The sequence below is a fragment of the Bartonella sp. AR 15-3 genome (genome assembly GCF_002022445.1).
Taxonomy (GTDB): Bacteria; Pseudomonadota; Alphaproteobacteria; order Rhizobiales; family Rhizobiaceae; genus Bartonella.
The window spans coordinates 988,782-1,015,775 of sequence record NZ_MUYE01000001.1; the positions used below are offsets into that span (position 1 = coordinate 988,782).

Here is a 26,994-nt window from a genome sequence, read left to right on the forward strand (position 1 = left end):
CCTTAAGCTCCTCCTCTAACTGTTGCCATTGTCATTCGATGAAAAGCTTTTACAATAGCCGTGTTAAGAGATATTTCTCGGCTAACATCTCCTCCTTTACGCATTTCTTCTTCTAAATTGACATCATTCCCTGAATGAGTAACTTCCATAATACTTTCAGGACGGATAACATGCGTTTCCATACCATTTTCGGTTATATCCATATGATGAATATTCGTTACAGCCATAGAAATCGTTTTATTTTGTAAAATAGCTGTAAAGTCCTCTACATCACGAGCTTTATACCCAGGTGTATTTGCATTCGCAACGTTACTCGCAATCGCCTTTTGACGAACAGATAACCAATTTGCTTGTTTATTTGCCATCTCAAAAAAATTAACCGAATCCATAATTCTTATCCTTTTTATTTCAAACCATCATAAGAAAGAAAACTTGTGCGAGACTTGTCTTCGCATTTTTAAATCTACAAGAAAATGAAATCATATCCCGGCCCCGCACTATAGATGTTTTTTTACCATACACCTTGCTTTTATTAGCTATAATAGCAAGGAGTTAACTGTCATAAATGAATTAACTTCCTGATTTAATAAACAACATAAGCATCACACTCAACCATCGCGATACTACTCTTCATCTCTTTGATAAGAAGAATTTTTCACACTTAACCAAGAAACCAAGAAAAAACCTCATCTTGTTCGTTAAGGCTTGACACAAAATCAATCTATACAGCTTATCATCAATGAAAGAATAACCTTTTCAAACAGCATTCCTTTTTCTATCAGAAGATTCACACAGAACTTTGCAAACATACCCTTAATTTATTAGGTTTATAAGAAAACCGATCAAGCTCTCTAAAATATCTCATGTTGTCTTCTCCAGACTTCTCTGAACAAATCATAAGCCATAAAAAGAAAAAATACTAACTAAACACAAACCTGTACACAACAAAATATAATCTCTTGAAAAAGAATTTTATCTTTTGCTCCTATCAGCTGTTATTGACTTTTCAATAATCTAGCTAATTCTTCATAGGGATCAATAATAAGTGGCATATCAGGATTTTGCTTTATTGCAGTATATACAGAGGGAACTAAAAAGACTGCTTGATCAAGAACATGGTCTATCCCTGGACGATAAGCACCCATAGCACGTAAATCACGTGTTTCTTCGTAGCGAAAAATCATCTCTTTTAAATTTTTAACCAATGTACATTGTTCAGGTGTCCAGCTATGAGATGCCAAACGTGAAATAGAAGAAAGAATATCAACAGCAGGAAATCGTCCTTGTGCAGCAATAGCACGATCAAGAACAATATGACCATCCAAAATTCCACGAATAGTATCAGCAATAGGATCATTATGGTCATCACCATCAACCAACACTGCATAAACACCTGTAATAGATCCTTTCCTTTCCCTACCTGGACCTGCACGTTCCAACAAACGGGACAATTCACTAAAAACTCGTGGAGGAAATCCACGTGAAACAGGTGGCTCATGAGCAGTAATAGCAATTTCTCTGGCTGCTAAAGCATAACGCGTAATAGAATCAACAACAAGCAAAACATTATCCCCTAAAGAAGAAAAATATTCAGCAATTGTTGTAGCCATAATTGGAGCTAAACGCCGCATCATTGGACTTTCATCACCTGTTGCGATCACCCCAATCAATTTGTGTAATTTATCTTGTACTATATCATCAAGCATATCACGTACTTCACGACCACGCTCTCCTGTAAGCGCTAAAACAACCGTATCAAAATGATCAGCTTGCATCATCATAGACAAAAGAGTCGACTTTCCTACCCCAGAACCAGAAAAAATTCCAATACGCTGCCCAAAACACAGGGGCGTGAAAATATCAATAACCTTAACGCCCGTGCGCAATCCTGCACCCACACGTGCACGTTTCAATGCTGGAGGTGCATAAGCCTCAATCGCCATATTTCGCGGACCAGAAGACAATACCCCCTTGCCATCAATAGCCTCACCAAAAGCATTAACAATCCGTCCACACCAAGAGCGATCTGGAGCAACAAAAAGAGGCCCTTTTGGAAAAACGGAAGCAGCAAGTATAGGAACAACAGTTTCATCATAAGGTTTAATTAAAGCACTTTCTTCATTAACACGAATAATTTCACCTCGTAGAAGCTGTGTCTCACACTCAATACAAACTGTATCACCCAATAAGACAGATTGTGATAAACCACGTGCAACTAATGTCCCTCGTGCTACATCACTAATAACACCACCTTGACTCACAAGATGAGAATAATGGTCGTTTTTGCGTTTTGCAAAATCAAGCAATCGATTTAAAGCAGTAGGAGAAGGAGTTGTCTCAATTATGTCAGTATTTGAATCAGCATTTGCTGCCTCTTTGGAAAAATTTGCCGTACCATCTGACTCCTCAGCATTAGTATCAGTGTCTTTTGCATCAGTAAGAGAAGAATTTATAACTGTATCTATTGTTGGCATAGCATTGGCTAAAACAATTTCTGGCACAGAACCATTTTTACTCTCTAGCATTGTACATACTCTTTAACACAAAACTTCTATGATCAAATATTTATATTTTTCCACTCAGAATTTGAATAGACTTAGAACGCATTTCTTCTTGCTGACGAAGCATTGCTTCAACACGTTCAAAAGCACGGCTTACTTCAATAAGACGAGTCATCTCTATAACACCATTCACATTCGAACTTTCAATATATCCCTGGACAACGCCATCACCGTTGCCCTCTTCTGACTGAAAAGCAGCTCTATCAGGAATCACAGAAGAATTCGGTCCATAACGCAACTGGGTACCTGGTTGAAATTGAAATAAACCAATTTTTCCAACAAAGACATTATCCTGATAGATACTCCCATCAGTTACAATACGCAGCATTCCCCCTGCTGGATTAAGCTGAATTGGTGCACCTCCTTCATCTAAAAAAGGCAACCCTGTCACAGAAACCAACCCCCCTTCTGGAGTCATGATCATTCGTCCATCACGAGTATAAACTTGTCCGAAAGATGCTTGCATAGAAAAATAGGAATCGCCTGTTACAGCAATATCAAGTGCATTACCCGTTTGTATCAAAGAACCACGATCAGTGGAAATATATCCCTTGCCAGCACTTGTGAAAAAAACATGATCCCCCTGTTCATGTGCAACAGAAGACACTAATGTATCGAACTTCATACCACCCGCACGAAAACCTGGTGTATTCACATTCGCCATATTTTGCGCAATAGTCTCCATTCGCCGTTCCAAACCAATTTGGCCTGAAACACCCACATAAATCGGATTTTGCATATACCTAGTCCCTTTTCTGGAATCTTATCAACGACTTGCTTACAGACCACCCTGTTTGAAAAATTGTAAAGCCATTATTGTTTCATTTGAAAAAGTTAATCCTCTGCCTACATTTGATCCTTGCAAAATCATTAAAGCGGGATTAACAACTGTTTGATTTTGAACATCATACATAGCAGAAAATTTTGCAATGAGATGTTCTAATTTCTTTGGATCTTGTAAATCCTTAAGCGACATACGTGACTCTAACAAAGATTTTTGCGCTTCAATTGGCGATGTAAGCACATTCTCAGAAATATTGAAGGCCTTAAAAATAACAGCGGACAAAGCCTTATCACTGAGGATCTGATAAGCCCAATTTTTTTCTGTCAGAATATTATCCTTCACCATTCCGCCAACAGTTCGAGTGAAATACAAAGCAAGACGTGTTCCCTCATTAACTTGTCCTGCTTCAACTTCCAATGTTTGTTGTATATATTTATTCACGGTAATTGTTTTCGCGCTCTCTCTTTGTGTCGTTTTTTCACCATATTTGCTAAAATTAAATGCCTCTGCAAATTGCTGATAACGCTTATCTACTAATTGAGCAGCGTACTGAGGATCTGAAAGCACCTTACGAATCATGCCTTTAGCAAAAATCATATCTTCCAATCCATAAGCTTTCATAGCATAATTATAAATCTTATCATTTGCCAAAAAATCATCAACTGATTTCACACCAATAATATGCTTAACGTAATAATCTGTCTCATGTTTAACTTGTGGCTTTTTGAAAAGCCGATCAAACGTTTGTTTCATATTATCAATTGTACTTCTGTAACTCGTATATGTGCTAATCATAGGAAACCCCTCTCTACACATGCCCCCATTTAAAGCATAAAACTTGTCTAAAACTTATGATAAAATCACTTTGTTATTATTAATAAGAACTATTTTATAAGCCTTTGTTAATAGACTAAATGCTTTGTATTTTATAAATTGTTATATCTCTTAACACTTTTTTATAATATTAAGCAAATAAATGGTAAGTTTTACACAAGCATAAATATTTATATTTCCACAAAAATTGAAAATAAGGAGCTTACAGCCTTGGGTGTTATTATAGGGTTAGTAATTATTTTTGGATCCATACTTGGTGGTTATGTTGCCATGGGAGGCCATATTGATGTTTTAATACAACCATGGGAATTTGTTATCATTTTAGGATCAGCCATTGGAACATTTATTGTTGCCAATCCTTTTTCTGCTATTAAAGATACACTGAAAGCAACAATAGAAGCAATGAAAGATGCTGTCCCAAAACAAAAAGATTTTTTATCACTATTGGGTTTACTTTACGTGCTTATGCGCGAAATGCGTTCAAAATCAAGATCTGAAATGGAAAATCATATTGACAATCCGAAAGAATCTACACTCTTTCAGCAATATCCTCTGATCTTAAAAGATGAATCTTTAACCAATTTTATTTGTGACTATTGCCGTCTTATTGTCATGGGGAATACACGCCATTTTGAAATTGAAGCTTTGATGGATGAAGAAATCCATACAATTTCATACGATTCTCAAAAACCCTATCAAGCAATGCAAACCATGGCTGATGCTCTTCCAGCTCTTGGAATTGTCGCAGCTGTTTTAGGTGTAGTTAAAGCCATGGGAGCCATTAGCGAACCACCAGAAGTGTTAGGACACTTGATTGGAGCTGCCCTTGTAGGAACCTTTGCTGGTATTTTTTTTGCCTATGGTATCTTTGGCCCTCTAGCCTCAAAAATCAAAACAGTGCGTAATAAAAAAGTGCGTATTTACATTGTTGTTAAACAAACATTGTTGGCTTACATGAACGGAGCAATACCCCAAATAGCAATCGAGTACGGTCGTAAAACCATCTCAGCAAAAGACCGTCCAACAATCGATGTTATGGAACAACATGCAATCGCTGGTCAAGGTACTGAAAAAGAGGCTGCCTAAATATGACTGAACCGATCGAAAAACAAGAAAACGAAGAAAAAGAGCAAGAAGATAAAAAACAAGATGCACTGACTCAACATATTTTGCGTGCAGCTGGCCTATCAAGTGATGACCTCATGTCATTTCAATATGTTTTCCGTGATGCAGCAAGTAACCTTTGTATGCGATTGGGCAATTATACATCTTTAAAATTTACGACAGATGTACAATCGCTTGATACACTCAAAGCAAATCAGATTACTCAAGCGATTGGAACAGAAGCACTTCTGATTTATTTTAATTCCGATCATTGGGGAGATGATGTTATTTTTGTTCTTGATGCAACACTTGTAGAACTCGCAACGGAAGTGTTCTTTGGGGCTTCAGAACCCATGGTAACAAATCGTAATGGACGCCCTTTTAGCCCGGTAGAATGCAAAGTCGGCGCAACTTTTGGAAAATTGTTAGCCTACGCATTAGATGGTGTCTTTGGTATCGGTGATGGATCACTTTTAATTTTTAAACAAACATGTAAAGCACAAGAATTTAATGCAGAAACATTTAACCAATCACAAATGTTTTCCTGCACTCTCGGAGTTAAATGCGGTGAAGTGGAAACACGCGTGAATATTTTAATGCCACGCAGTTGCCATCGCCCTATCCAAGAAGCTGTTACGCGTGCGCTCCGCACCCCTGCAAAACGCACTGATCCCCTTTGGGCCAAACGTTTAAAACAAGAAGTCAGTCGATCACGTGTACACATTGAAGCTTTTATTCAACAGGGCTCAATGACTTTAAATGAATTATCCACCCTCAAAGTAGGGCAGATTTTACCCCTTCCTGCCAATGCTGTGAAAAAAATTAAATTACGCAGTGGCAATAAATCACTTTATAAATGCTCCCTTGGTAAAATTGGGACAAGTTTTTCTATCCGAGTTACAAACCCTATTGATGAAGAAGAGGAAATGATTGATGAGTTGGTTCATGTTTAATTTTGTAAGTGCACTTTTGGCTTTAGCCTCATTAAGTGTTTTGATTATCACAATACGCAAACTCGCTGCCACTATCCAAATGGGACGTGAGCTCGCAAAACAAGTTCAAATGGGGACAGCTTGTCTTGACCAAGCTCTTTCAACCCTGCGTGAAGAACATCAAGAGTTCCGCGATGAAAATAAAAAAATGGATGCACGTATGATTGAATCCACACGTATTCGGCGTGATATTGACCGCTCGATCTCCCATATGGAAAATGTCCGTGATCAATTGAAAAGTGATTTCAATCAATTCCGCGGCATTTTAGCCGCGCAAGCTCATGGGCCCTCTATAGCATCTGGTGCAATACCTACTCTTCACCGGCAACCTATTGTTCCTAAAAGCCTACCTGTTTTTGTACAACGCAAAGTTCATAAAACTCCCCTTAACAACAAAATACAACTTTAAAAAACAAAATTTTAAAATTTTTAAAGGTAGAAAAAATAGTACGGTGACAAAATGACGAATGACATAAACAAACCTGGAATTCCTAAAGGTATCAATCCTACAGCAGCACCCAATCTTACAACACCAAAAGTTGGAGAGGGTATAGCACCAAAACCTGGAATGCCAGGAAGTTTTGGAGCTGGAGCACCACTATCAGGAGCAGCAACACCTACTCCTGGAGCAAAACCAGGCGCTCCCGCTTTTGGAGCTGGCGCAGCAGGAAAAACAACTATTGGAAGTTCAGGTGCTTCAAAAGTACCCCAAAACGCAGGTGACACATCCAGTAATACAGAACTCATTATGAGTATTCCTGTTGAAGTTCAAGTGGTACTTGGTTCAACAACAATGCCAGTCTCGACCTTAATGGATTTGGGAAGAGGTGCAGTTATTACACTTGACAAACAAATTGGAGATCCTATTGATATCGTCGTTAATGGCCGTGTTATCGCCCGCGGCGAAGTCATTGTTCTAGAGGATGATCCTTCTCGTTTTGGGGTTAGCCTTACCGAAATTATTGATAAATAACTGATTTCAAATCTTATGAAAGATAAATATGACGCAGGTAAAGCAAACAAAAACTACAGAAGAGCTCAATGCTGTATCAGAGAATATACCCTCTGATAGAGAAAGCTCCTCGACAATTATCAATACGCTTTCTGGACAACAAAAGGTTGCAGCTCTGCTTGTTGCTTTAGGGAAACCTGCTGCTGCGCGTCTTTTAAAACACTTTACACCAGATGATTTACGCCGTCTTAGTGGGCAAGCACATACCTTACCCAATATTTCTCTTGCTGATTTTGAAATTTTAGTTCGTCAGTTCGAAGATGCTTTTGCAGAAGGTGTCTCATTTTCAGAAGCTGGTGCAAAATTCGATAATTTAATACAAGAAACATTGCCAGAAGACGAAGCTGCTTTAGTTTTTGATCCTTCAAAAGCACCAACACTGCCTCAAGAAAGTATTTGGGATATCATTAAAAAATTAGACATTGATGTTTTACAAAAGCATCTTGTACAAGAACATCCACAAGTAATCAGTTATATTATTTCTCGCCTTCCTTCTGAAATAGCAGCAAAAATTTTGATGGCGCAACCAATGTCTATGCGTAGTAATCTTACACGCAGAAGATTACACCTGCGCACAGTTTCGCCAGAAATAGAAACACTTCTTGATCAAGCGCTACGACCTGCACTCCTAAAGAACAATGATGAAGGAGACAAAGCGCATCACAACCAAGTGGCTGTCATTTTTAATGAGCTTGATAAAGAAGATATTGATGAAATGTTGGCAAATCTTGATAATCTAAATCCAGAAGATATAGAAAAAATCAAAGCAAAACTTTTTGTTTTTGAGGATATTCCACGTTTGACAGAACGAGCACGATTGCTTCTTTTTGATGGAATTGCAGCCGATACTATCATTACAGCTTTGCGTGGCGCAAAAGACCTTATGAAAGAACTCATTTTGAATTCTCTTTCACAACGGACACGCCGTATGGTAGAAACAGAGCTTTCTGTAAAGAATGAAGCTATTCAACAAGAAGCAATTAACAACGCACGCCGTAGCATTGCTCAAACAGCTATTAAACTATCAGAACAAGGAACAATAAACCTTTTAGGTGAAGAGGGAACGTCCTAAAGGACGCACTGAACCAGCATGTCAGATGCAAAACCCGATAAAGAAAGTAAAACAGAAGAACCAACCGAATATAAAATTCGTAAAGAAGAGGAAAAAGGAAATCTTCCTTTTTCTCGTGAATTACCTATCTTTGCTTCACTTGTAAGCTTTAGTCTCATTTGTGTTTTTATCTCCTTTCCAGCTATTTCAAAACTTACATATTTCTTGGTCCAATGGCTTGAACGTCCAGAATCCTGGCGTATTAATACTGCAGAAGATGTCAAACACTTGATTTATTTAGTAGGTGGAAATGTAGGATTAGCCTTGGCCCCTATCTTAATTCTTATCCCCTTACTTAGCATTACTGCATCAGCGGTACAGAATGTACCAAAATTTATCATAGAGCGTATTCGTCCGCAATGGTCGCGTATCTCTCCTGCCAATGGATTTAACCGAATCTATAGTAAAGCAGGATTAGTTGAATTTTTAAAATCACTCACTAAGCTTATTGGTGTTAGTTTAATTATTTATTTGATATTTTTCAAAAGCAACACAATTTTCATTAATGCACTTTTAACAGATGCATCAGCTTTACCAAAATATATTCATAAAGAATTGATTAACCTATCCCTCTCTTTTACTACAGCCGTTATTGCTCTTGTGGGTTTAGACATCGCATGGTCACGTTTTCACTGGCGTCAACAATTACGCATGACCAAACAAGAAATTAAAGAAGAACATAAAAACCTTGAGGGGAATCCTGTAGTGAAAGCACGAATGCGTTCGTTATCACGGGACCGTATTCGCCGCCGAATGATTGCCAATGTTCCTACAGCAACCCTTATTGTAACAAACCCTACTCACTTCTCTGTTGCTTTACGCTATAAACCACCGCTTGATTATGCACCAGTTGTAATTGCAAAAGGGCAAGATATCCTAGCATTACATATTCGTGAAATTGCCATAGAACATGACATCCCCATTTTTGAAAATATCACTTTAGCACGAACGCTGTACAAACAAGTTGAAATCGATCAAACAATTCCAACAGAATTATATGAAAGTGTTGCCGCTTTAATTCGTTTTATTAACAATCAAAAAAATTACTAAAATAATAATTTATTAATTTTCTTTCTTAAAATTTAACAATAAAAAGCATAAATTAGGAAAAAGAAAGAATTAGTCAATAATGTTTAAACAATGATATAAAGTTAAAAGATGAAAAAAGATTATATAATTGAAATTCGTGAAATGGTTCTGGCAAAACAGGTTGCGCAATTTATTCCAGAACTACGATTAATTGACGTAGGTGACTTTATTGCTTGTATCCATACTGAACGCTTCAATTATCTTTCTGACCTCATTGAGAGTGCAACAGAATTGCGTTTTTATCCTCATACAATGCGCTTTGCTCGTAACGCAAGTTATGAACTGGACTGGAATACCACGCCCAACATATTACTTCACATGGAGTTTTCTAATGAAGGAGTTAATGCTTTTTTCCGCATCTTTATGTCTGCTGAAGAATTTGGAGTTGAGCTAGATAATTGTATTTTTGATAATCCCTCCGATGAAGAAAGCAATACCAGCGCTTTCATGAATGCGCTCAATAATGCACGAATACAAAAACCACTTACGCATTAAGACAAAACTATATTTATCTAAATGTGTTTACTCACAAAATGAAAAAATTATGCGTAAAAAAATTCTCTTCTCTTCATGAATAAGTAAAAACTTAAAACACTCTGCATTTTAGAAATAGATCTGAAATCTGAATGTAAACTAATAAGGTAAGTTGAAACACTTTTGTCTCTATTCTATTTTTTATGATCCAATCTCATATGTCTTTAGAAAGGCAACCTTCACATAACACTTTTATAAATTGTTGTTCATCTTTCAGATCAAATTAATGCAGAAGTATGCAAATAGATATAAACTTTATTCATAATTCATATAATCACTTTAGATAGTAACGGCTAACTTTTACGGTATTTATCATAAGGTTTAAGAATAAATATTCGTAAATATAATAGAGATAAGAATGTTAAGTATACTGGCTATAAGCGCTAGTTTGATTACACGTTCTCCCATGAGACATGGGCTTGCTTTTATGAAGCCTATAAAGTTTTAGTTTAGAGATATCAAATTTTAACGCTTACGCAGAGCATTAAGAGTGATAGACAAACTGATAAAAATTAATTAACAGATTTGGAAATTTGTTTTTTATATTTTATTGCCTTTTAAAAACTGACAAACATCTTTATCGGGTATTTTTCATGCTACGTATTTTATCAACTGAAAGATAGTTAAACTGTTTGACAAGTAAATCTTTCAGGACAGCTTTTGAAAAACGTTGATTAACATCATCAATAATCCGTTCTTTGATCATCTCAAATTTTACTTTTTCGATTTCACGCACATCAGAATAGCTACCCCAAAAATATTGAAAAATAGTATCATTAATCAAGGTCCCTACAGAAATAGATATCTCTTTTTCAACTGTTTTATCTACTATATAGGCAAGCTGCACAATGATATACCCCTGTACATTACCATCAACAAAAATCGGAACACTCATGATTTCCGTATTATTAGAACCAATCTCTATAGCAATGGGAGTGGTTTCTTCCGGCTTATTAGGATCGACTGCATTCACTTTAAGGCTAAAAACTAAAGCGCCCAAAGCCACTAAACAAATCCACAAGCCCATTGCAATCATTCTAATCATCTACAATGCCCAGCATTAACCAAAACTGGATCATAAGTTCCATCTGTTTCTTCAGCGCGAGCAGCAACCCGCATAATTTGAGACAAGTCTTTTACTGCCTCCAGGTGAATACGAAGAAGTTCACTATTACGGTTTAATTTTTCTTGTAAATCCGTTAACAAGCGCTGTACCTCAATTTCAATATCCTGGTCCATATAACGTTTTACATCTTTCATTGATTTATTAAGATCACGCAAACCACGTGTTTTACGCAAATTAATTTCTTCATAATCTGGAGAACCATGATTTTCTAGCATATTGCTTTCATAGTCAACAACTTCTGATAACCCCTTAATGGCAGCATTAAATTTAGTCATTGCCCAATCACGACCAATGAGATTATTGTTAAGGATTTTTGTTTTCAATGCAACATTTTCATCATCATATTGTACTACAGACATTTCCATTCCCCTTTAAAATATTTATTCAATTCTCATCTTAATAAGATATTCAGTTCGTTTTCATTTGATCCTAACGCATCAAACCTAGTTTATTTTTGTAAATAACTGCACCCGCTAATACACTTTGGCATCCAATACCTGATCTGTTTCTAGCGCAGACAATGATGTGCCCGTTTCTTTTCTCATTTGATCAGAAACTAACATCTGTGCAATGCCAATTCCACCAGACACCGCAAATTCTTTAGCTAATTGTTCAGCCATCATTGACTTCCAAATTCGGCCTGCTTGCCCTTTTCCAAAAATCGATTGTATATCGCTTGCAAACATACTTTCAACAAAAGTTTGCAACACAAAAGCTTCAAAATCTCTAAAAACTGCAGCTTCTTTACTTTTTATAGATTGTGGCCTGATATGAGTCTGTTGTACAATCCCATCAGAAACTAAATCATCTTGTACTGCTAAAGCCGAATTAACGTGTGCTAAATCAGCAAAACTACTCCCTTCTCTTTCAGTTGTCTGTACACGAGCAATTTTTTGTAAAGAATACAATTTTTCGACAGAAGCCCGATATTCAAGTGGATCTGCTGCACGAGCAACATCAAGCACAATATCAGACGGAGGCTGAATAGCCATAGATTTCCCCTTTTTACCTAACTCTCGCTTTTCTTTGCAATCAAATTTCTAGCTTATAAGATTTCTTTTTTCTTTCAATAGCTCTTTACAGAAAGAAAAATCCTCATAATTAAGGTAATAGGTATAAACGTCCAAACTTATGTCAAGCTGACGTCTAACACATTTTATTTGCAATATACTCTTCTAGCATATCACTAAATTGTTTCTGTTTTTCTATTGATTGCATTTCTTTATACTTATCTTCTAATCTTTTCGAACGGCTAGAAGCTTCACACACAACTTGTTTTTGTTGTGCAATTTGTTCTTGAAGTTTCTTCTCAAACTTAGCAATATGATGCAAACGTTTTGCTAAAAAAGAAGCATTCCAAAAATTGAAAGCTGAATCTTTTTCCATCAAAGAGAAAAGCGCACGCATCTCTTCCTGACAAGAAAAAAGCTGCCCCTTCATATGTTCCAATTCAGCTTTACGATGTGTTTCAATAAGACTTTGTACTTTTAAAAGTCTTCCATAACGTTTTCTTTTCTGCACCGTTAAGATCATTTCTTAAGCCAATCATGTAATTCAGAATTAAACAAATGTAAAAGTTCTGGCATCAAAATATAAATTAAAAACAAGCCCCCACACATAACAAAAGGTAATGAAATAAAATAAACTGGAATGGTAGGTGTTAATTTATTTAGCAATCCTATCGTAATATTAATCAAAATTGCATAAATAATAAAAGGCGCTGCTATCGACAATGTCGTTAAAAACGCACGCGATAAAGCCTCATGATAATCTGTCAAAGCAGCTTCTGGATTTGGAATAAAAGCTAGAGGAATGATATCATAAGATGCTAAGAGCCTCTGAATGGTGATAATATGTAAATCACTTGCAAAAAAAAGAATGATAGTCGCAAAAACCAATACATTTGCAACATGTGATTCTGGCGTCGACTCAGTGATACTATGACTAGGCTGGCCAGAAAATCCTATTGACATCCCAATAATTGAGGCCATAAATTGCAAAGCCCATAAATAAGCATGAGCAATTATCCCTAAAATAGCCCCAATTAACATCTCAGCAAACAAAGCGCGAACAAGCAATGCAAGATCGGGTTTATCACCTAGAGTCTTAAAAGAATCTGTAACCAAAGGAAGGATAGCAAGTGAAAAAGAAATACCAATAAATAAACGCAAACTCATAGGAATGCGTACACTAGACATTCCCGGCATCAACATTAAACAAGCTCCAACCCGCGAAAAAACTAACAAAGCAATTGTTACCAATTGCTCAATTGAGAAAGATGTTAAGGGAAGAGCAGATGTTAATGACATAAACCCCTTACCTTTTAAGAAATAGTTCCCAATGTTTTAACTTCAATTCCACGAGCAATTTCTGCATGAGAAAGCACAGGCAAAGTTGGAAAAAGACGTTCGATAATCATGCGGATATAAGGCCGCGCTTCAGGAGATGTGATCAGTGCAAAACGTGTTGCTTTTTCCATATGTTGTCGAATAAGTACCGTCGCATCCGTCCCAAATTTTTCAAGTTCAACTGGGTTAATATCAAATTCAATAATGTCGCCCTTTGTATCACGCTTTAATGCCTTATGAAAAACGAGATCCCAATGGCTTCCCATCCGCAAAACATTCAAAATGCCATTTTCAGATAAATCACCACAAATTTGTTGTGACATACGCAACCGTACATGCTCAGCAATCAGTTCACAACGCCGCACATGAGGTGCTATTTCAGCCACTGCTTCGAGAATAAGATTAAGATTACGGATAGAAACACGTTCTGATAATAAAAGTTTTAAAATCGATTGCAAACCCGAATAGGAAAGATGTGTAGGGCAAATCTCTTCTAATAATTTACGATATTCGCTCCCTAAACGCTCAAGAAGAATGCGCATATCTTTATAAGAAAATAATTGTGCTAAATTATTGCGTAAAACCTCACTTAAGTGCGTTAATAATACAGAAAGATTATCGACTGCCATATAACCTTCACGGATTAGTTCAGAACGAAATGTCTCTGAGGTCGAAAAAGCACGCATCCCAAAAGCCGGCTCAGATACGTATTCACCTGGAATATTGGGAATAGGCTTATTACCTGGCATAATAAGAACATCACCAATACGCATTTCGTAAGAAGCAATAACCGTACCATATAATTTGATCCAATAGCTTTTTCCCGGAACTGTATAATCATCGGATATTTGAATTTCAGGAATAACAAAACCATACTCCTGTGCAAATTTGCGGCGCATTTTTGCAACACGATTAGCTAATTCAACTTTTTGCGACAATAAACGTTGAGATAATTGCTTGCCCATAGCAATTTCAATCTGTACTATTTCAAGAGATGCTTTTACTGATTGACTCTCTTCCTGGGAAGCTATCTGATTTTCTTGTTCACGTAAAGCTTCTTTCGCAAGGGCTTCCCTTTTTAAACGACGGGGAATAGAATAACCAATTGAAGCCATCAGAGTAGACAAAAGTAAAAAAGGAAAAGAGGGTAAACCCGGCATCAATCCTAGCATTAATAACAGTAATGATGATACAAAAAGAGCTTTAGGATATCCTCCAAGTTGACCCAAAACAGCCTTTTCAGCAGAGCCGCGTGTTCCCCCTTTTGAAACCAAAAGACCAGCTGCCAATGAAACAATCAATGCAGGTATCTGCGTAACAAGACCATCTCCTACAGAAAGCTTAGTAAAAACATCCGCGGCACCAGACAATGACATTCCATGCCGCGTTACTCCAATAACAATACCACCAAAAATATTAACAGCCGTAATAATAAGACCGGCGATAGCATCACCACGCACAAACTTTGATGCCCCATCCATTGCCCCGAAAAATGAACTTTCTTCCTCAAGCTCTTGACGGCGATGCTGCGCCTCTTTTTCATCAATAAGGCCTGATGAAAGATCAGCATCAATGGCCATTTGCTTTCCTGGAATAGCATCCAATGTAAAACGCGCACCCACTTCAGCAATACGCGTCGCACCTTTAGTTATCACCAAAAAATTGACAATAATTAAAATAGCAAAAACAACAAGACCAATAACAAAATCCCCACCCATAACAAATTGTGAAAAACCTTGTATCACATGCCCTGCAGCTTTATATCCTTCATCACCATGGGTCAAAATTACACGGGTGGTTGCAATATTAAGCGATAAACGCAATAAAGTTGCAATCAACAAAACTGTTGGAAAGGCTGAAAAATCAAGGGGCCGTTGGATCCATAACGAAACCATCAAAATCAAAACAGAAAATGCAATAGAAAAAGAAAGTCCTAAATCCAAAATAAAAGCAGGAACTGGTAAAAAGAGAACTGTAAGAATAATGATAATTCCTGCTGCAAACGCAACATCTCGACCAGAAAACTTATCCTGGTGAGCAATATTGACCATTGAACCATGCTGCTGCACACTTTTCTCCTTATACAATCACACTAAATACCTTTTATGCAAAGCTTTATTTAGCTTATTTTAAAGCATATCCACTTTATTTTCCTAGAGTTACCTTTTCTCTCTAGTTCATTACCTCATGGTACACATTAAATGATAAAGCTTGTGTGAAAATGGTGCTGTACCACGCAATCTCTCTATATCAAAACAACAGCTAAATATAAAACATATCAAACTATAATAAATAAAGGATTATTTTAAGCTTGCTGAGTATCTCATATCAGCATATATTACATCATGTAACATATTGCCTTAATTGTGGGGGCGCAATAAATAACAAACAGTTAATAGCTATAGATTTTTGGAATATTTTTCTTGTTTTTATACTCCATTTTTAAATGATCCTAATATAAAGATAAACATCCAGTGTATTGGAAAAAGTTGATAGCAAATTGGAAATTATTTTGTATCAATGTGTAGATTAGGGTTGAAAATATTAAGATACAAACGAAAATCGTCTTTTAAAGGGTAGTCTGCAGTTAAGTCTATATAAAAAGTTTTTATTAACTTAATTCTATTTTTAAACAGCAACTCATCGCCACAAAACAAAGACTATTGTACCCCTATGCCTTATAATACAGGAAAAGAAACATTAAGGCCATTAGTTATTTTGAAAGTCGTCTCTTTTCCTAAACTGATTACCACTAAAGAATACGAATGTGCACAATGCATTGCGATTATTAGACATGTTTTAACTTTTTTATTAACTAGAAAGAAATACACAATGATTAACTCAGATCTTAAAATATTTGTTTCACCCACCTATAAACGGAAACTTCACATTGTCCATGATATTTTGGAATATAGTCTTGTGCTCATAGTGAGTTTAAGCGTTATTTTTTCTGCTCTCTTTTCCTTTTTAGATCATTTTTAAGATATATTTTTGAAAGTTAATGCTTCATCTAACAATGAAAGTGGTTGTTTTGTCCTCAAAACTGCTTGCGCTTCTTTTTCATCATGCTGCATTTGTGCTACCAGAGATTCTAACTCATAAAATTTTTCTTGCCTCCGTAAAAACTGCAAAAAAGAAACCGTACAATTTTCACCATAAAGATCACCATCAAAATCAAATAAATAAGTTTCTAGCACTGGTACTCCATTACTAACAACAGTTGGCCGGCATCCAAAACTTGAAATACCATCATATAAAACACCATTAGCACGACGAAATTTTACTGCATAAACACCATGAGCTAAACTCGTCTGAATAGGAACAAACTGATTGGCTGTAGGAAAGCCCAACCTCCGCCCCAGTTTTTCACCTTGTATAACATTTGAGCTTATCCGATAATGATAGCCTAGCAAATGAGCTACTTGTGATACTTGTCCTTTTAATAAGAGCTTCCTAATAAAACTTGAAGAAATCGTTTGTCTTTGTGCATTACATAGGCAAGGGATTTGCACTACTTCAAAACCATATTCTTCACCTCTTTGACAAAGAAAACTCACATTTCCACTTTTTTGACAGCCAAAACGAAAATTTTCCCCCGTTACTACAACAGAAACATCAAGAGTTTCTTTTAAAATTACAGTAATGAATTCATCAGCTGAAAGAGCAGAAAATTGTGCATCAAAAGGCTGCTCTATTACTCCATGGAAACCAAGAATTTTAAAAATTTCAGCTTTTTCAGCAGCTTGTGTTAAACGATCAACAGAAGTTGAACCCTGAAAAAAACTTTTTGGATGTGGTTCAAACGTTAAAACAAGGGACGGCCTCTTTCTTTCACGTGATAAATCAAGAGCTTTTTGTAAAACCGCTTGATGACCAAGATGAACACCATCAAAATTGCCAATCGCGAGCACCGCACCACGCCACGCTAAAGGAAGAAGATTATATTCCTGAAGACGCAAAAAATCGAACATTACTGAAGCATCCACATCATTGCATGTGGCTGATAACCATAACGGTCAAAAAAAGCATGCAAAGCTTTTTTGTTTACAATACCATTGTGCTCATAGTCATGATGGTGAATACCCCCCATAATATAAAGGGAATCAAGAGAAAAATGAAAAGCTCCTTTAATATCGGTCAAAAGACCATCACCAATAGCTAAAACCCGATTTTTATCTACTATTCCACGGATTTTCTGTAATTTTTTAAAGGCACATTCATAAATTGGAGCGTAAGGCTTTCCAGCAATACGCACCTCACCTCCTAATTGTTGATACAAGCGCGCCAAAGCACCAGCGCACCAAATTTCTTGATTTCCACAATGAACGATAATATCAGGATTGGCACAAATAAAAGGCAAATTCCTTTCTCGTAAACGACAAAACATCTCTTCATAAGCATCTGGTACCGCCTCTAAATCTTCGAGAAAACCACTACAAACAATCGCAGAAGCTTCCCATTCTTCAACTAATTCGCAAGATAATCCTTCTAATAAAACTAAATCACGTTGTGGACCAATGAACAAAACTTTACGTGGAGCAGAACGAATAAGATCGCGTGTCACATCACCTGAAGTGACGATTTCATCATAACACTCTGTATCGACTTGCATCATTCGTAATTGGGCAACCACATCTTCTTTTGGTCGAGGAGAATTTGTCAACAAAACAACACTTTTTTCCATTTGTCGAATTTTTTGCAATGCTTGCACTGCCGATTCAAAAACCTGCACACCATTATGCACAACGCCCCAAACATCACAAAAAACAGCATCATATTGCCTTATGAGAGGATCGATATGTGTGAGTTCTTTCATAAATACACCCGTTGATGTGTTCACTATTTCTTAAGCTATCTCTTAATGTTTATGTATCATATCGACATATGCCAATTATTTTATTTAATATATTGATCTATCTATATTTACAAATACCATAAGACTAAAGAAAAGCATTTTCAAACTCTCTTCTACAAAGCTCTACACAATGCCTCTTTATTCTTTAAACTATTTCTATTCATTTTTTGGATTTTTTTTATGTCTTTCGTGCAAGGCAATCAGAAATATTATGAATACAAAAACAAATCAAAAAATAAGCTAACTCTCGAATATAGTAAAATAAATTATTTCACGATATAAATTTATCTTATAATAAAAAATAAAGTGAATAATTTCTCTATTATTGAAATTATGTATAAAAAAATTATAGAATTCGGCCCACTCTATAGATGATGAGAAAAACTATTAAAATTGTCTATAAAAAGTAGAGCTTGTAGTAAGAAAGCACATAAATTGTAAGAAAATTTTAGAGTTGTTCAAACAATGACTCTTTATCTACAAGTTGCAAAAAGAATTATAAGACTTTTAAAATAAGATTTACAAACTAAAATATAAAAGAGGCGATCTTATCCAGAATTTTACTTTTTAAAAGAAAGAGCTTATAGGAGATAGTCTCTTCATAAAAAAGTACTAAATTAACAAAAAAGCATTTACATAAATTTTTTCCTATCAATCCATACAACTCTCTTTATAAAAAATAACTAATTGCTTTCTATCCATGAGAAAAAAGGTATAGAAATAGCGTCAATGATGCAAATGCACTCTTATTGACAGAAAAACAAATATCATCATAAAATACTCTATAATATACTTATCATATTTATTATCGAGAATAGCTTTTATTACAAACCCAATATATCCTCATGAACCTGATTAAAAAATTTATAACAGTCGCTTCTGGAACTCTCACAAGCCGTTTTTTTGGCTTCATTCGTGAAATGCTCATGGCAGCGGCTCTTGGAACAGGTCCTGTATCTGATGCGTTTAACGCTGCGTTTCGCTTTCCTAATACCTTCCGTCGTTTTTTTGCTGAAGGAGCCTTTCAAACAGCTTTTGTTCCTCTTTTTGCTAAAAAAATCTCAGAAAATGGATCAGAAAATGCATGCAAATTCGCAGAAGAAGTTTTTGGTGTTTTGTTTTCATTACTCTTACTTCTCACTATCGCTATGGAACTGAGTATGCCTTTTTTGGTCCGCACACTAATTGCACCAGGTTTTGCAGAAGATTCTACAAAATTTAACGCTACAATCCGTTTTACTACTATTATGTTCCCCTATTTAGCATGCATGTCCTTAGCAGCGATGATGGGAGGAATGCTGAATGCACTCCAACACTATTTTGTTGCAGCTATTGCCCCTGTCTTTCTAAATATTATCTTGATCTGCGTGCTCGCTTATGCTTGGATCTATCAACTTGACACTTGGCATATTGGGTTAAATCTTTCCTGGGGGGTAACAGCAGCAGGACTCCTTCAATTAGCTCTTATGACAATAGCCTTACGTAAAAGCGGAATGAAACTTTCCTTCCGCCTACCTCATTTTAGCCCCAATGTCCGCCAACTGTTAATTTTAGCCTTCCCTGCTGCTATCACAGGGGGAATTACACAAATTAATTTATTGATTAATACCAATATCGCTTCTAGCCAATCAGGTGCCGTCTCTTCTCTTGTTTATGCTGATCGTCTCTACCAATTTCCCCTCGGAGTGGTTGGTATTGCTGTTGCAACAGTTCTTCTTCCTGAATTAACAAAAGCGCTACGCAACAAAAAAAATATAGACTCTGATGAATTGCAAAATCGTGCAATTGAGTTCTCTTTATTTTTAACTTTACCCGCATCAGTTGCTTTTCTGCTTATATCTAATCCCATTATCAGTCTTCTCTTTGAACGAGGTCAATTTACCAGTGACTCAACAAACAGTGTTGCTCAATTGGTCCAGCTTTATGGAATTGGTCTTCCAGCTTTCGTACTCATAAAAGTTTTTATTCCTAATTTTTTTGCTCGCGAAGATACAAAAACACCCATGGTTTTTGCAGGCGTTTGTGTTTTTATCAATATCAGCTTAGCCTTAACATTATTCTCATTTTTGTCGGCACGGGGTATTGTCATCGCTGAAATTACTGCCGGCTGGGTTAACATCTTATTACTGTGTAGCACCCTTCTTAAACGAGGCTACTGGAAATATGATGCACAACTAATAAAGCGGATGGCATCTCTCATAATCGCCTCTTTCTTCATGGCGCTCACTTTGTACTATTCCATTAGCTTTTTCTCTGGACCTTTATCATCACAGACTTCATTTTTCTTGCGTGCAAGCATCTTAGCAGGACTACTTATTACCTCAACATCGGTTTATTTTATCATTTGTCTTTTATTTGGAACAAATTATTTGTCGCTCCTCCGTAAAAATGTGAAACAGCACTTCTAATATTTCTATTATTTTCAGAACTATGCTTTATCACAATATATTAGGCACATCATATCATAAGAAAGGCATTTTCTATGAACGCTTTTACACCTCTTGTTTTTTCTGGTGTACAACCGAGTGGTCACCTGCATCTTGGCAATTATCTTGGAGCCATCAAACAGTGGGTAGATCTACAAACATCCTATAAGTGTCTCTATTGTGTTGTCGATATGCATGCTCTGACCATTAATCCAGATTCACTTAGTTTAGCAGAGTCTACTCGTATGATGACAGCAGCTTTTTTAGCAGCCGGGATTGATCCTCAAAAACAGATTATTTTCAACCAATCACGTGTTTTTCAACATGCTGAACTGGCATGGATTTTTAATTGTATTGCACGTATTGGCTGGCTCCACCGCATGACTCAGTTCAAAGATAAAGCAAGTAAAAACCGTGAACAAACATCTCTTGGACTTTTTGCTTATCCAAGCTTAATGGCTGCTGATATTTTAATCTACCGCGCAACACATGTTCCAGTAGGAGAAGATCAAAAACAACATATTGAATTAACACGTGATATTGCACAAAAGTTCAACAACATTTATGCCGATCGTATTGCAAATTTAAATTTTGGTGTTTCTGTGCAAAATGGTGAAAAAAACGAACAAGTTTTTTTTCCAATGCCAGAGGCTCTTATCAAAAAGACAGCTATGCGTATTATGTCCTTACGTGATGGCACAAAAAAAATGTCAAAATCAGATCCTTCCGACTTTTCACGGATTAATTTAATCGACGATGCTGATCTTATCGTACAAAAAATACGCAAGGCAAAAACCGACTCCACTCCTCTTCCTGATAAGTTGAGCGACTTACAAGAACGTCCAGAAGTTAATAACTTATTAGGCATCTATGCTGCTTTTTCTGAAATAAGCAAAGAAAAAGCACTGTTAGAGTTTTCAGGAAAACAATTTTCACTTTTTAAATCAGCTTTAGCTGATCTCATTGTTTATAAACTTGCACCAATAACACAAGAATTACGCCGTCTATATCAAGAAAAAACCTATATTAATTCTGTTCTGCGTGATGGCGCACAACGTGCAAGTCTTTTAGCAGAAAAAAATATGAAAAAAGTTCGTGAAATTGTCGGTTTTGTAGATAATATATAAAATAAAATGGTCAAACTTTAACCTTAAAAATTAGAAATAAAATGACATGCTCTCTAAGCGAAAAAGTCAAGAAATAAATCATAAACGAAAAATTTTGGTCATCATTGATGAAACACCTGAATGTCGGCGTGCTGTCATTTTTGCTGCGCAGCATGCCAAAAACACGAATGGTTCTTTAATTTTGCTCTCTGTTATTGACAACTCAAGATTTCAGCATTTTCTGGGCGTCGACAAAGTTATGCGGATGGAATCAACAGCACACGCCTATGTAATTCTAGAAAAAATAGCTGATGATGTACGCGCTACTCAAGCTCTTGAAGCAGAAACAATTATGCGTGAAGGAGAAAAAATTAATGAAATTTTCAAACTAATTAATGAAGATCAGGATATCGCCCTCATTGTTTTAGCTGCAAGTTGTCATACAGAACGACCAGGACCGCTTATCCAATCCATTGCGCATCGCGGAAGTACTTTTCCTATCCCCGTTACTATTATCCCAAGTGATCTCCCTGAGGAAGAAATTGAAGTTGTTGCCTAGAAACAATACTTCTATATGAATTCTCTTTTGCAACTGTAAGTAATGAAAGAATAATGTATGTTTATTCAAACCGAAAACACGCCGAACCCTACAACACTTAAATTTTTACCAGGCCGTATTGTTCTTTCTCAAGGCGTCCTAGAATTTCACAATCGTGAAGAAGCTGCTAAAAATTCTCCTCTTGCTGCAAAATTGTTTAATATTCCAAATATAAAAAGCGTTTTTTTGGGATATGATTTCATTACTATAACTAAGAATGATGGAGAGTGGAAACATCTCAAACCAGCAATTTTAGGTACAATTATGGAACATTTTCTTTCCAATGATCCTGTTATCACCACAGAAGTCCATATATCTGATAAAGAATTTTTTGATGAAAAAGATACTGATATTGTTGTTGTCATCAAAGAATTGCTTGAAACACGTGTACGTCCAGCTGTAGCGAATGATGGTGGTGATATCACCTTCTGCGGCTTTGCAAATGGGATTGTTTATCTCAATATGCGAGGTGCTTGTGCTGGATGTCCTTCTTCAACAGCAACCCTTAAACATGGTATTGAGAATCTTTTACGGCATTTTATTCCTGAGGTATTAGGTGTTGAAGCTATGCCGCAAAATACTGACCTATGAAAGAGCGTTCACTAAAAACTTTATAATTAAAGGGAAAATTTTTATAATATGATTTAATGTATCCTATATCACAAATATTGCACTCTATGAGAAAGATTATAAAATAATATAGGGTACCAATATTTCATAAAGTGTAATATTGCTTCACTCATTTACTGCCTGTGATTTTAAGCCTTATATATAAAGGAACGCGTTATCATATGACCTTACAGTATTTATTTTACACTCTTTCGATACCAGGAAGATATTGTTCATGGTTAAACAGATAATCAATCTAAGAGTGTTATATGAAATCTATTCATAACGATTTTAAAATACCCTTTTTTGCAGTTTCAAGTACAAAAACAAAAGCTCTTAACATTTCTGAACTTTCAGAAGATGTAATGTTAAATATCTGCCTATCAATAAAATCTATTATTTTTAGAAACTTTATATATCTCTAAAAAATGCCATATCCATGATATGCAATTATAAATTCTATTAATGTATAACTTTTTGATAAATTAAAAACACTACAGAATGATAAATCACCCAATAAAGGATTCAACTAAAAGAGTCCCGAATATAGCAGATAAATAAAATAACGAAAAGAAAAATACTTTTTTAGCCATAACAGTTGTCTCATCATATTCTTTAGTTTTCCATAAACAATAAGAAAGATAAACAAAAACAGCGCTTAAAATTGTTGAAAAAATACCATAGATAATACCTGCAAAACCTATAATACAAGGTCCAATAGCGCATATTGCCATAATAATAGTATAAATTAAAATTTGGTTTTTCGTGGATTGCTCTCCTCGCATATTAGGCATCATAGGAATACCCGCTACATCATAATCAAAAGATGAAAATAGAGAAAGAGACCAAAAATGTGGTGGTGTCCACATAAAAATGATTAAAAATAAAAGAAAACTCTCAAGACTTACTGTACCTGTTGCAGCTGCCCATCCAATCATTGGTGGAAAAGCTCCCGCTGCACCACCAATCACAATATTCTGAGATGTTATACGCTTTAACCAAATTGTGTAAATAACAACATAAAAGAAAATTGTAAAAGCAAGAAAAAACGCCGTAAACCAATTAATGAAAATTCCCATAACCAAAACTGAAAAGATAGAAAGAGCTAAACCAAAAATAAACGCTTTCCTACGGCTGATTTTACCAGTTGGAATAGGACGCTTTTGGGTACGTTTCATCACCGCATCAATATCAGATTCATACCACATATTAAGTGTTCCCGCACCACCACCACCTAAAGCTATAGACAAAATAGCTAAAAAAACATACAATGGACTCATAGTAACAGGCGATAACATTAATCCAACCAGAGCTGTAAATATAACAAGCAACATAACTCGTGGTTTCATTAATGTAATATAATTACAAATAATAGCTGCTATCGAGCCTATTTTACCATTTTTAACCAGTAATTCTTTTGAAGCAGACATTCCGTCAAAGAACCTTTATCTATATCACCAAAAAAAATATTGTCTAAAATATAAGAATAACCAATTAGCGTTACAGTTTTTAAAAAATGTACAATACATTTAATTTTATACATACCTAATGTAAATTAGAAATAATTATAATAAGAGCACACTTTTTAAGTGTATTCAAGAAATGTACTCCAGAAACACTCTACCAAATATCGTATAGCAAACACTAAGAGATTATGTTTTCATCAAATACTATTCTTTTACTATGCTTTTTAAATTTTTATTTTTGTTCTATATATTACGACCCCATATCTTCGGAAAAACTCTAACTTTGTAATTATTTTGCAAAAAAATAAAAATTTCACTTTTCATGAAAAACTATACACAATAACATGATAACGATTCGAGTAGGGCTTTTTATGACACTTTATCAATTTCTCAAAAAAAACTTTTTTAGCATTCTTATTTACGCATTTTGCAATGTCTTTGCCAATCACGTTATTGCACAAACGCCCAATACACAGAGTGTTCCTGCCCGCAAACTTATGGTGCATGGACCAAAATTTGTTCTTTGCCACCGGGCACACCTAACGTACAATGTGAAATTGTACAAGATGTTCGTACACAAAAGCGTCGTGATATTACCTTTCGTGTAACATTTTACAAATTACCTCAAAACCAAGGAGTTTTGATGCGTGTTTTTGTTCCGATCCGAGTTGAATTGCAATCTGGAATTAGAATTAAAATTGATAATGAAAATGTAGGAAAAATGGAATATCGTCGTTGTCTAGGTAATAATTGTGTTGCTGAAGCACTTCTTAAAGAAGATGTAATAAAACACTTTTTAGAAGGTAAAGTAGCAACCTATATTATCTTTACAACTCCTGAACAAGGAATCGGAGGTCTAGTTGATCTTAATGGTCTTAGAGATGCCTATGCGACTTTGTCATAATAAATATTCACTACTATTGATTGATATAGCATATCAAATCAAATAGTTTTCGCTTTTAACTTTACAAATGCAATGGATAAATTTTGAGTACTAACAAAATAGGATAATCACTATGAAATCGCTGATTGACCATTTTGATATTTCTGCATCAAAAGTACAATCACTTGTACAAGAAGCTCTTCATAAAGCTGATGATGGCGAGCTTTATCTTGAACATACAGAAAGTGAAGTTCTTCTATTTGATAATGGACGGCTTAAAAATGGTTCATTTCACCAAGATATAGGATTTGGTTTACGTGTTGTTGCTGGAGAAACCACTGGATATGCCCACTCTAGTGAACTATCTGCTGCCGCACTCAAACGTGCGAGTGAAACAGCTAAAACTGCAACCTATAATAATCATGCAGGACCTTATAGTGCAGCTCCTAAATCAAGAAATAAAAGTCTTTATAAATCAAAAAATCCTCTTGTCTCTCCTTCATTTGAAAAAAAAAGTGCGCTTTTGCAAAAAATTGATGCATATTTACGTAAGAAAAATGACAAATTGCATCAAGTAACTGTTACTCTTTCCGGTTCACTACAACATGTTGAAATTTTACGAGCTGATGGACATCTTGTTCGTGACATTCGTCCTCTTGTACGGCTCTCTATATCCGTGGTCGCTGCTAATGGTAATCGACGCGAAAATGGTTCCTATGGTTGTGGTGGACGACAAACATTTAACCAATTTATTTGTGAAGAAAACTGGAAAAAAGCTGCTGATGAAGCTTTACGAATAGCCTTAGTCAATCTAGAAGCAGAAGAAGCACCAGCAGGAACATTTGATGTTGTATTAGGTAATGGATGGCCTGGTGTTATGCTTCATGAAGCTGTTGGACATGGTTTGGAAGGAGATTTCAACCGTAAAAAAATATCTGCTTTTTCTGGGCTTTTAGGCCAACAGGTTGCCGCACAAGGTGTTACCATCGTTGATGATGGTACAATCCCCGAACGTCGTGGTTCACTTACAGTCGATGATGAAGGAACGCCATCAAATTGTAATATTTTGATTGAAGATGGAAAACTCGTTAATTATATGCAAGATAGACTAAATGCTCGGCTTATGGGAATGAAACCAACTGGTAATGGACGTCGTGCATCCTATGCACATGCACCAATACCGCGAATGACCAATACAATAATGTTGGGTGGAGATAAGACACCCGAAGAAATTTTATCCTCATTAAGAAACGGTATTTATGCTGTTTCGTTTGGTGGCGGACAAGTCGATATTACCTCTGGAAAATTTGTATTTGAATGTACCGAAGCTTATCGGGTAGAAAATGGTAAAATCATAGCTCCAATCAGAGGTGCAACCCTTATTGGTAATGGACCAGATGCTATGAAACGCATTACAATGATTGGTAATGATAGCACACTTGATAATGGCGTAGGAATATGCGGAAAAGCAGGACAAAACGTTCCTGTTGGCGTCGGGCAACCTCATTTGCGAATTAATAATATGACAATTGGTGGAACAGCAGTTTCGTAGAATG

The 26,994-nt window shown here is 35.9% G+C and carries 24 protein-coding genes and 2 pseudogenes; 13 read left to right on the forward strand and 13 right to left on the reverse strand.

Annotated features, from left to right (window positions below):
• Window positions 1–2 precede the first annotated feature (2 nt).
• From flgB to BAR153v2_RS04425, 4 genes are all read right to left on the reverse strand, one after another.
• Window positions 3–389, reverse strand: coding sequence for a flagellar basal body rod protein FlgB (flgB, locus tag BAR153v2_RS04410; protein WP_078680483.1), 387 nt, complete (start codon window positions 387–389; stop codon window positions 3–5).
• Window positions 390–995: 606 nt separating this feature from the next.
• Entirely contained in the window at window positions 996–2,525 is a 1,530-nt protein-coding gene (locus BAR153v2_RS04415; RefSeq protein WP_244548635.1) for a FliI/YscN family ATPase, read from the reverse strand.
• A 40-nt stretch (window positions 2,526–2,565) separates the two neighbouring features.
• A complete protein-coding gene (gene flgF, locus BAR153v2_RS04420) occupies window positions 2,566–3,300 on the reverse strand; it encodes a flagellar basal-body rod protein FlgF (RefSeq protein ID WP_078680484.1) in 735 nt (244 codons plus the stop codon).
• 39 nt (window positions 3,301–3,339) lie between these two features.
• A complete protein-coding gene (locus tag BAR153v2_RS04425; RefSeq protein WP_078680485.1) occupies window positions 3,340–4,140 on the reverse strand; it encodes a DUF1217 domain-containing protein in 801 nt (266 codons plus the stop codon).
• Between the two features lie 249 nt (window positions 4,141–4,389).
• Here BAR153v2_RS04425 and motA point away from each other — a divergent pair, with 249 nt between their 5' ends.
• From motA to BAR153v2_RS04460, 7 genes are all read left to right on the forward strand, one after another.
• The gene (gene motA / locus BAR153v2_RS04430; RefSeq protein ID WP_078680956.1) at window positions 4,390–5,265 is read left to right on the forward strand and encodes a flagellar motor stator protein MotA; all 876 of its coding nucleotides are present in this window, start codon (window positions 4,390–4,392) and stop codon (window positions 5,263–5,265) included.
• 2 nt (window positions 5,266–5,267) lie between these two features.
• Complete coding sequence (locus BAR153v2_RS04435; protein WP_078680486.1) at window positions 5,268–6,236, forward strand: FliM/FliN family flagellar motor switch protein; 969 nt, start codon at window positions 5,268–5,270, stop codon at window positions 6,234–6,236.
• The gene (locus BAR153v2_RS04440) at window positions 6,229–6,684 is read left to right on the forward strand and encodes a BAB2_0123 family type IV secretion system effector (protein ID WP_078680487.1); all 456 of its coding nucleotides are present in this window, start codon (window positions 6,229–6,231) and stop codon (window positions 6,682–6,684) included. Before BAR153v2_RS04435 ends, BAR153v2_RS04440 begins: the two co-directional genes overlap by 8 nt.
• A 159-nt stretch (window positions 6,685–6,843) precedes the next feature.
• The gene (fliN, locus tag BAR153v2_RS04445; protein WP_339373815.1) at window positions 6,844–7,248 is read left to right on the forward strand and encodes a flagellar motor switch protein FliN; all 405 of its coding nucleotides are present in this window, start codon (window positions 6,844–6,846) and stop codon (window positions 7,246–7,248) included.
• Between the two features lie 28 nt (window positions 7,249–7,276).
• Complete coding sequence (locus tag BAR153v2_RS04450) at window positions 7,277–8,359, forward strand: flagellar motor switch protein FliG (RefSeq protein WP_078680488.1); 1,083 nt, start codon at window positions 7,277–7,279, stop codon at window positions 8,357–8,359.
• An 18-nt stretch (window positions 8,360–8,377) separates the two neighbouring features.
• A complete protein-coding gene (gene flhB, locus BAR153v2_RS04455) occupies window positions 8,378–9,448 on the forward strand; it encodes a flagellar type III secretion system protein FlhB (protein ID WP_078680489.1) in 1,071 nt (356 codons plus the stop codon).
• A gap of 108 nt (window positions 9,449–9,556) precedes the next feature.
• Entirely contained in the window at window positions 9,557–9,982 is a 426-nt protein-coding gene (locus BAR153v2_RS04460; RefSeq protein WP_078680490.1) for a hypothetical protein, read from the forward strand.
• A gap of 616 nt (window positions 9,983–10,598) precedes the next feature.
• Here the strand turns inward: BAR153v2_RS04460 and BAR153v2_RS04465 are convergent.
• The 8 genes and pseudogenes from BAR153v2_RS04465 to BAR153v2_RS04500 all read right to left on the reverse strand — a co-directional run bounded on the left by BAR153v2_RS04465 (window position 10,599) and on the right by BAR153v2_RS04500 (window position 18,311).
• Window positions 10,599–11,066 (reverse strand): hypothetical protein, encoded by a 468-nt coding sequence (locus BAR153v2_RS04465; protein WP_078680491.1) that lies wholly within the window; start codon window positions 11,064–11,066, stop codon window positions 10,599–10,601.
• Window positions 11,063–11,506, reverse strand: a complete 444-nt coding sequence (locus tag BAR153v2_RS04470; RefSeq protein WP_078680492.1) for a flagellar protein FlgN — start codon at window positions 11,504–11,506, stop codon at window positions 11,063–11,065. The genes BAR153v2_RS04465 and BAR153v2_RS04470 overlap by 4 nt, the downstream gene beginning before the upstream one ends.
• Window positions 11,507–11,703: 197 nt before the next feature.
• Window positions 11,704–12,139: pseudogene (locus tag BAR153v2_RS04475) on the reverse strand (rod-binding protein); the annotation flags it as partial.
• 154 nt (window positions 12,140–12,293) lie between these two features.
• Entirely contained in the window at window positions 12,294–12,680 is a 387-nt protein-coding gene (locus tag BAR153v2_RS04480; protein WP_198934322.1) for a hypothetical protein, read from the reverse strand.
• Window positions 12,677–13,456 carry a flagellar biosynthetic protein FliR gene (locus tag BAR153v2_RS04485; protein WP_078680493.1) on the reverse strand — a complete coding sequence of 260 codons (780 nt, stop codon included), beginning with the start codon at window positions 13,454–13,456 and terminating at the stop codon, window positions 12,677–12,679. The genes BAR153v2_RS04480 and BAR153v2_RS04485 overlap by 4 nt, the downstream gene beginning before the upstream one ends.
• A 14-nt stretch (window positions 13,457–13,470) precedes the next feature.
• On the reverse strand, window positions 13,471–15,546 hold the full coding sequence (flhA, locus tag BAR153v2_RS04490; RefSeq protein ID WP_078680959.1) for a flagellar biosynthesis protein FlhA: 2,076 nt from the start codon (window positions 15,544–15,546) through the stop codon (window positions 13,471–13,473).
• 927 nt (window positions 15,547–16,473) lie between these two features.
• Complete coding sequence (locus BAR153v2_RS04495) at window positions 16,474–17,466, reverse strand: bifunctional riboflavin kinase/FAD synthetase (RefSeq protein ID WP_078680494.1); 993 nt, start codon at window positions 17,464–17,466, stop codon at window positions 16,474–16,476.
• A complete protein-coding gene (locus tag BAR153v2_RS04500; protein WP_078680495.1) occupies window positions 17,466–18,311 on the reverse strand; it encodes a TIGR01459 family HAD-type hydrolase in 846 nt (281 codons plus the stop codon). Before BAR153v2_RS04500 ends, BAR153v2_RS04495 begins: the two co-directional genes overlap by 1 nt.
• Before the next feature lie 884 nt (window positions 18,312–19,195).
• On the opposite strand from BAR153v2_RS04500, the gene murJ reads away from it, so the two are divergent.
• From murJ to BAR153v2_RS04520, 4 genes are all read left to right on the forward strand, one after another.
• Window positions 19,196–20,758: a murein biosynthesis integral membrane protein MurJ gene (murJ, locus tag BAR153v2_RS04505; RefSeq protein ID WP_078680496.1), complete on the forward strand. Its 1,563-nt coding sequence runs from the start codon at window positions 19,196–19,198 to the stop codon at window positions 20,756–20,758.
• A gap of 74 nt (window positions 20,759–20,832) precedes the next feature.
• Window positions 20,833–21,903: a tryptophan--tRNA ligase gene (trpS, locus tag BAR153v2_RS04510; RefSeq protein WP_078680497.1), complete on the forward strand. Its 1,071-nt coding sequence runs from the start codon at window positions 20,833–20,835 to the stop codon at window positions 21,901–21,903.
• A 46-nt stretch (window positions 21,904–21,949) separates the two neighbouring features.
• Window positions 21,950–22,441 carry a universal stress protein gene (locus BAR153v2_RS04515; RefSeq protein ID WP_078680498.1) on the forward strand — a complete coding sequence of 164 codons (492 nt, stop codon included), beginning with the start codon at window positions 21,950–21,952 and terminating at the stop codon, window positions 22,439–22,441.
• A 57-nt stretch (window positions 22,442–22,498) separates the two neighbouring features.
• Window positions 22,499–23,071 (forward strand): NifU family protein, encoded by a 573-nt coding sequence (locus BAR153v2_RS04520; protein WP_078680499.1) that lies wholly within the window; start codon window positions 22,499–22,501, stop codon window positions 23,069–23,071.
• 527 nt (window positions 23,072–23,598) lie between these two features.
• Here BAR153v2_RS04520 and cyoE read toward each other — a convergent pair.
• On the reverse strand, window positions 23,599–24,519 hold the full coding sequence (gene cyoE / locus BAR153v2_RS04525; protein ID WP_078680500.1) for a heme o synthase: 921 nt from the start codon (window positions 24,517–24,519) through the stop codon (window positions 23,599–23,601).
• Between the two features lie 407 nt (window positions 24,520–24,926).
• Here cyoE and BAR153v2_RS04530 point away from each other — a divergent pair.
• Both BAR153v2_RS04530 and tldD read left to right on the forward strand, forming a co-directional pair.
• Window positions 24,927–25,459 (forward strand): annotated as a pseudogene (locus BAR153v2_RS04530) (invasion associated locus B family protein).
• Window positions 25,460–25,571: 112 nt separating this feature from the next.
• Window positions 25,572–26,990 carry a metalloprotease TldD gene (gene tldD / locus BAR153v2_RS04535; protein ID WP_078680501.1) on the forward strand — a complete coding sequence of 473 codons (1,419 nt, stop codon included), beginning with the start codon at window positions 25,572–25,574 and terminating at the stop codon, window positions 26,988–26,990.
• The last annotated feature ends 4 nt before the right edge of the window (window positions 26,991–26,994 follow it).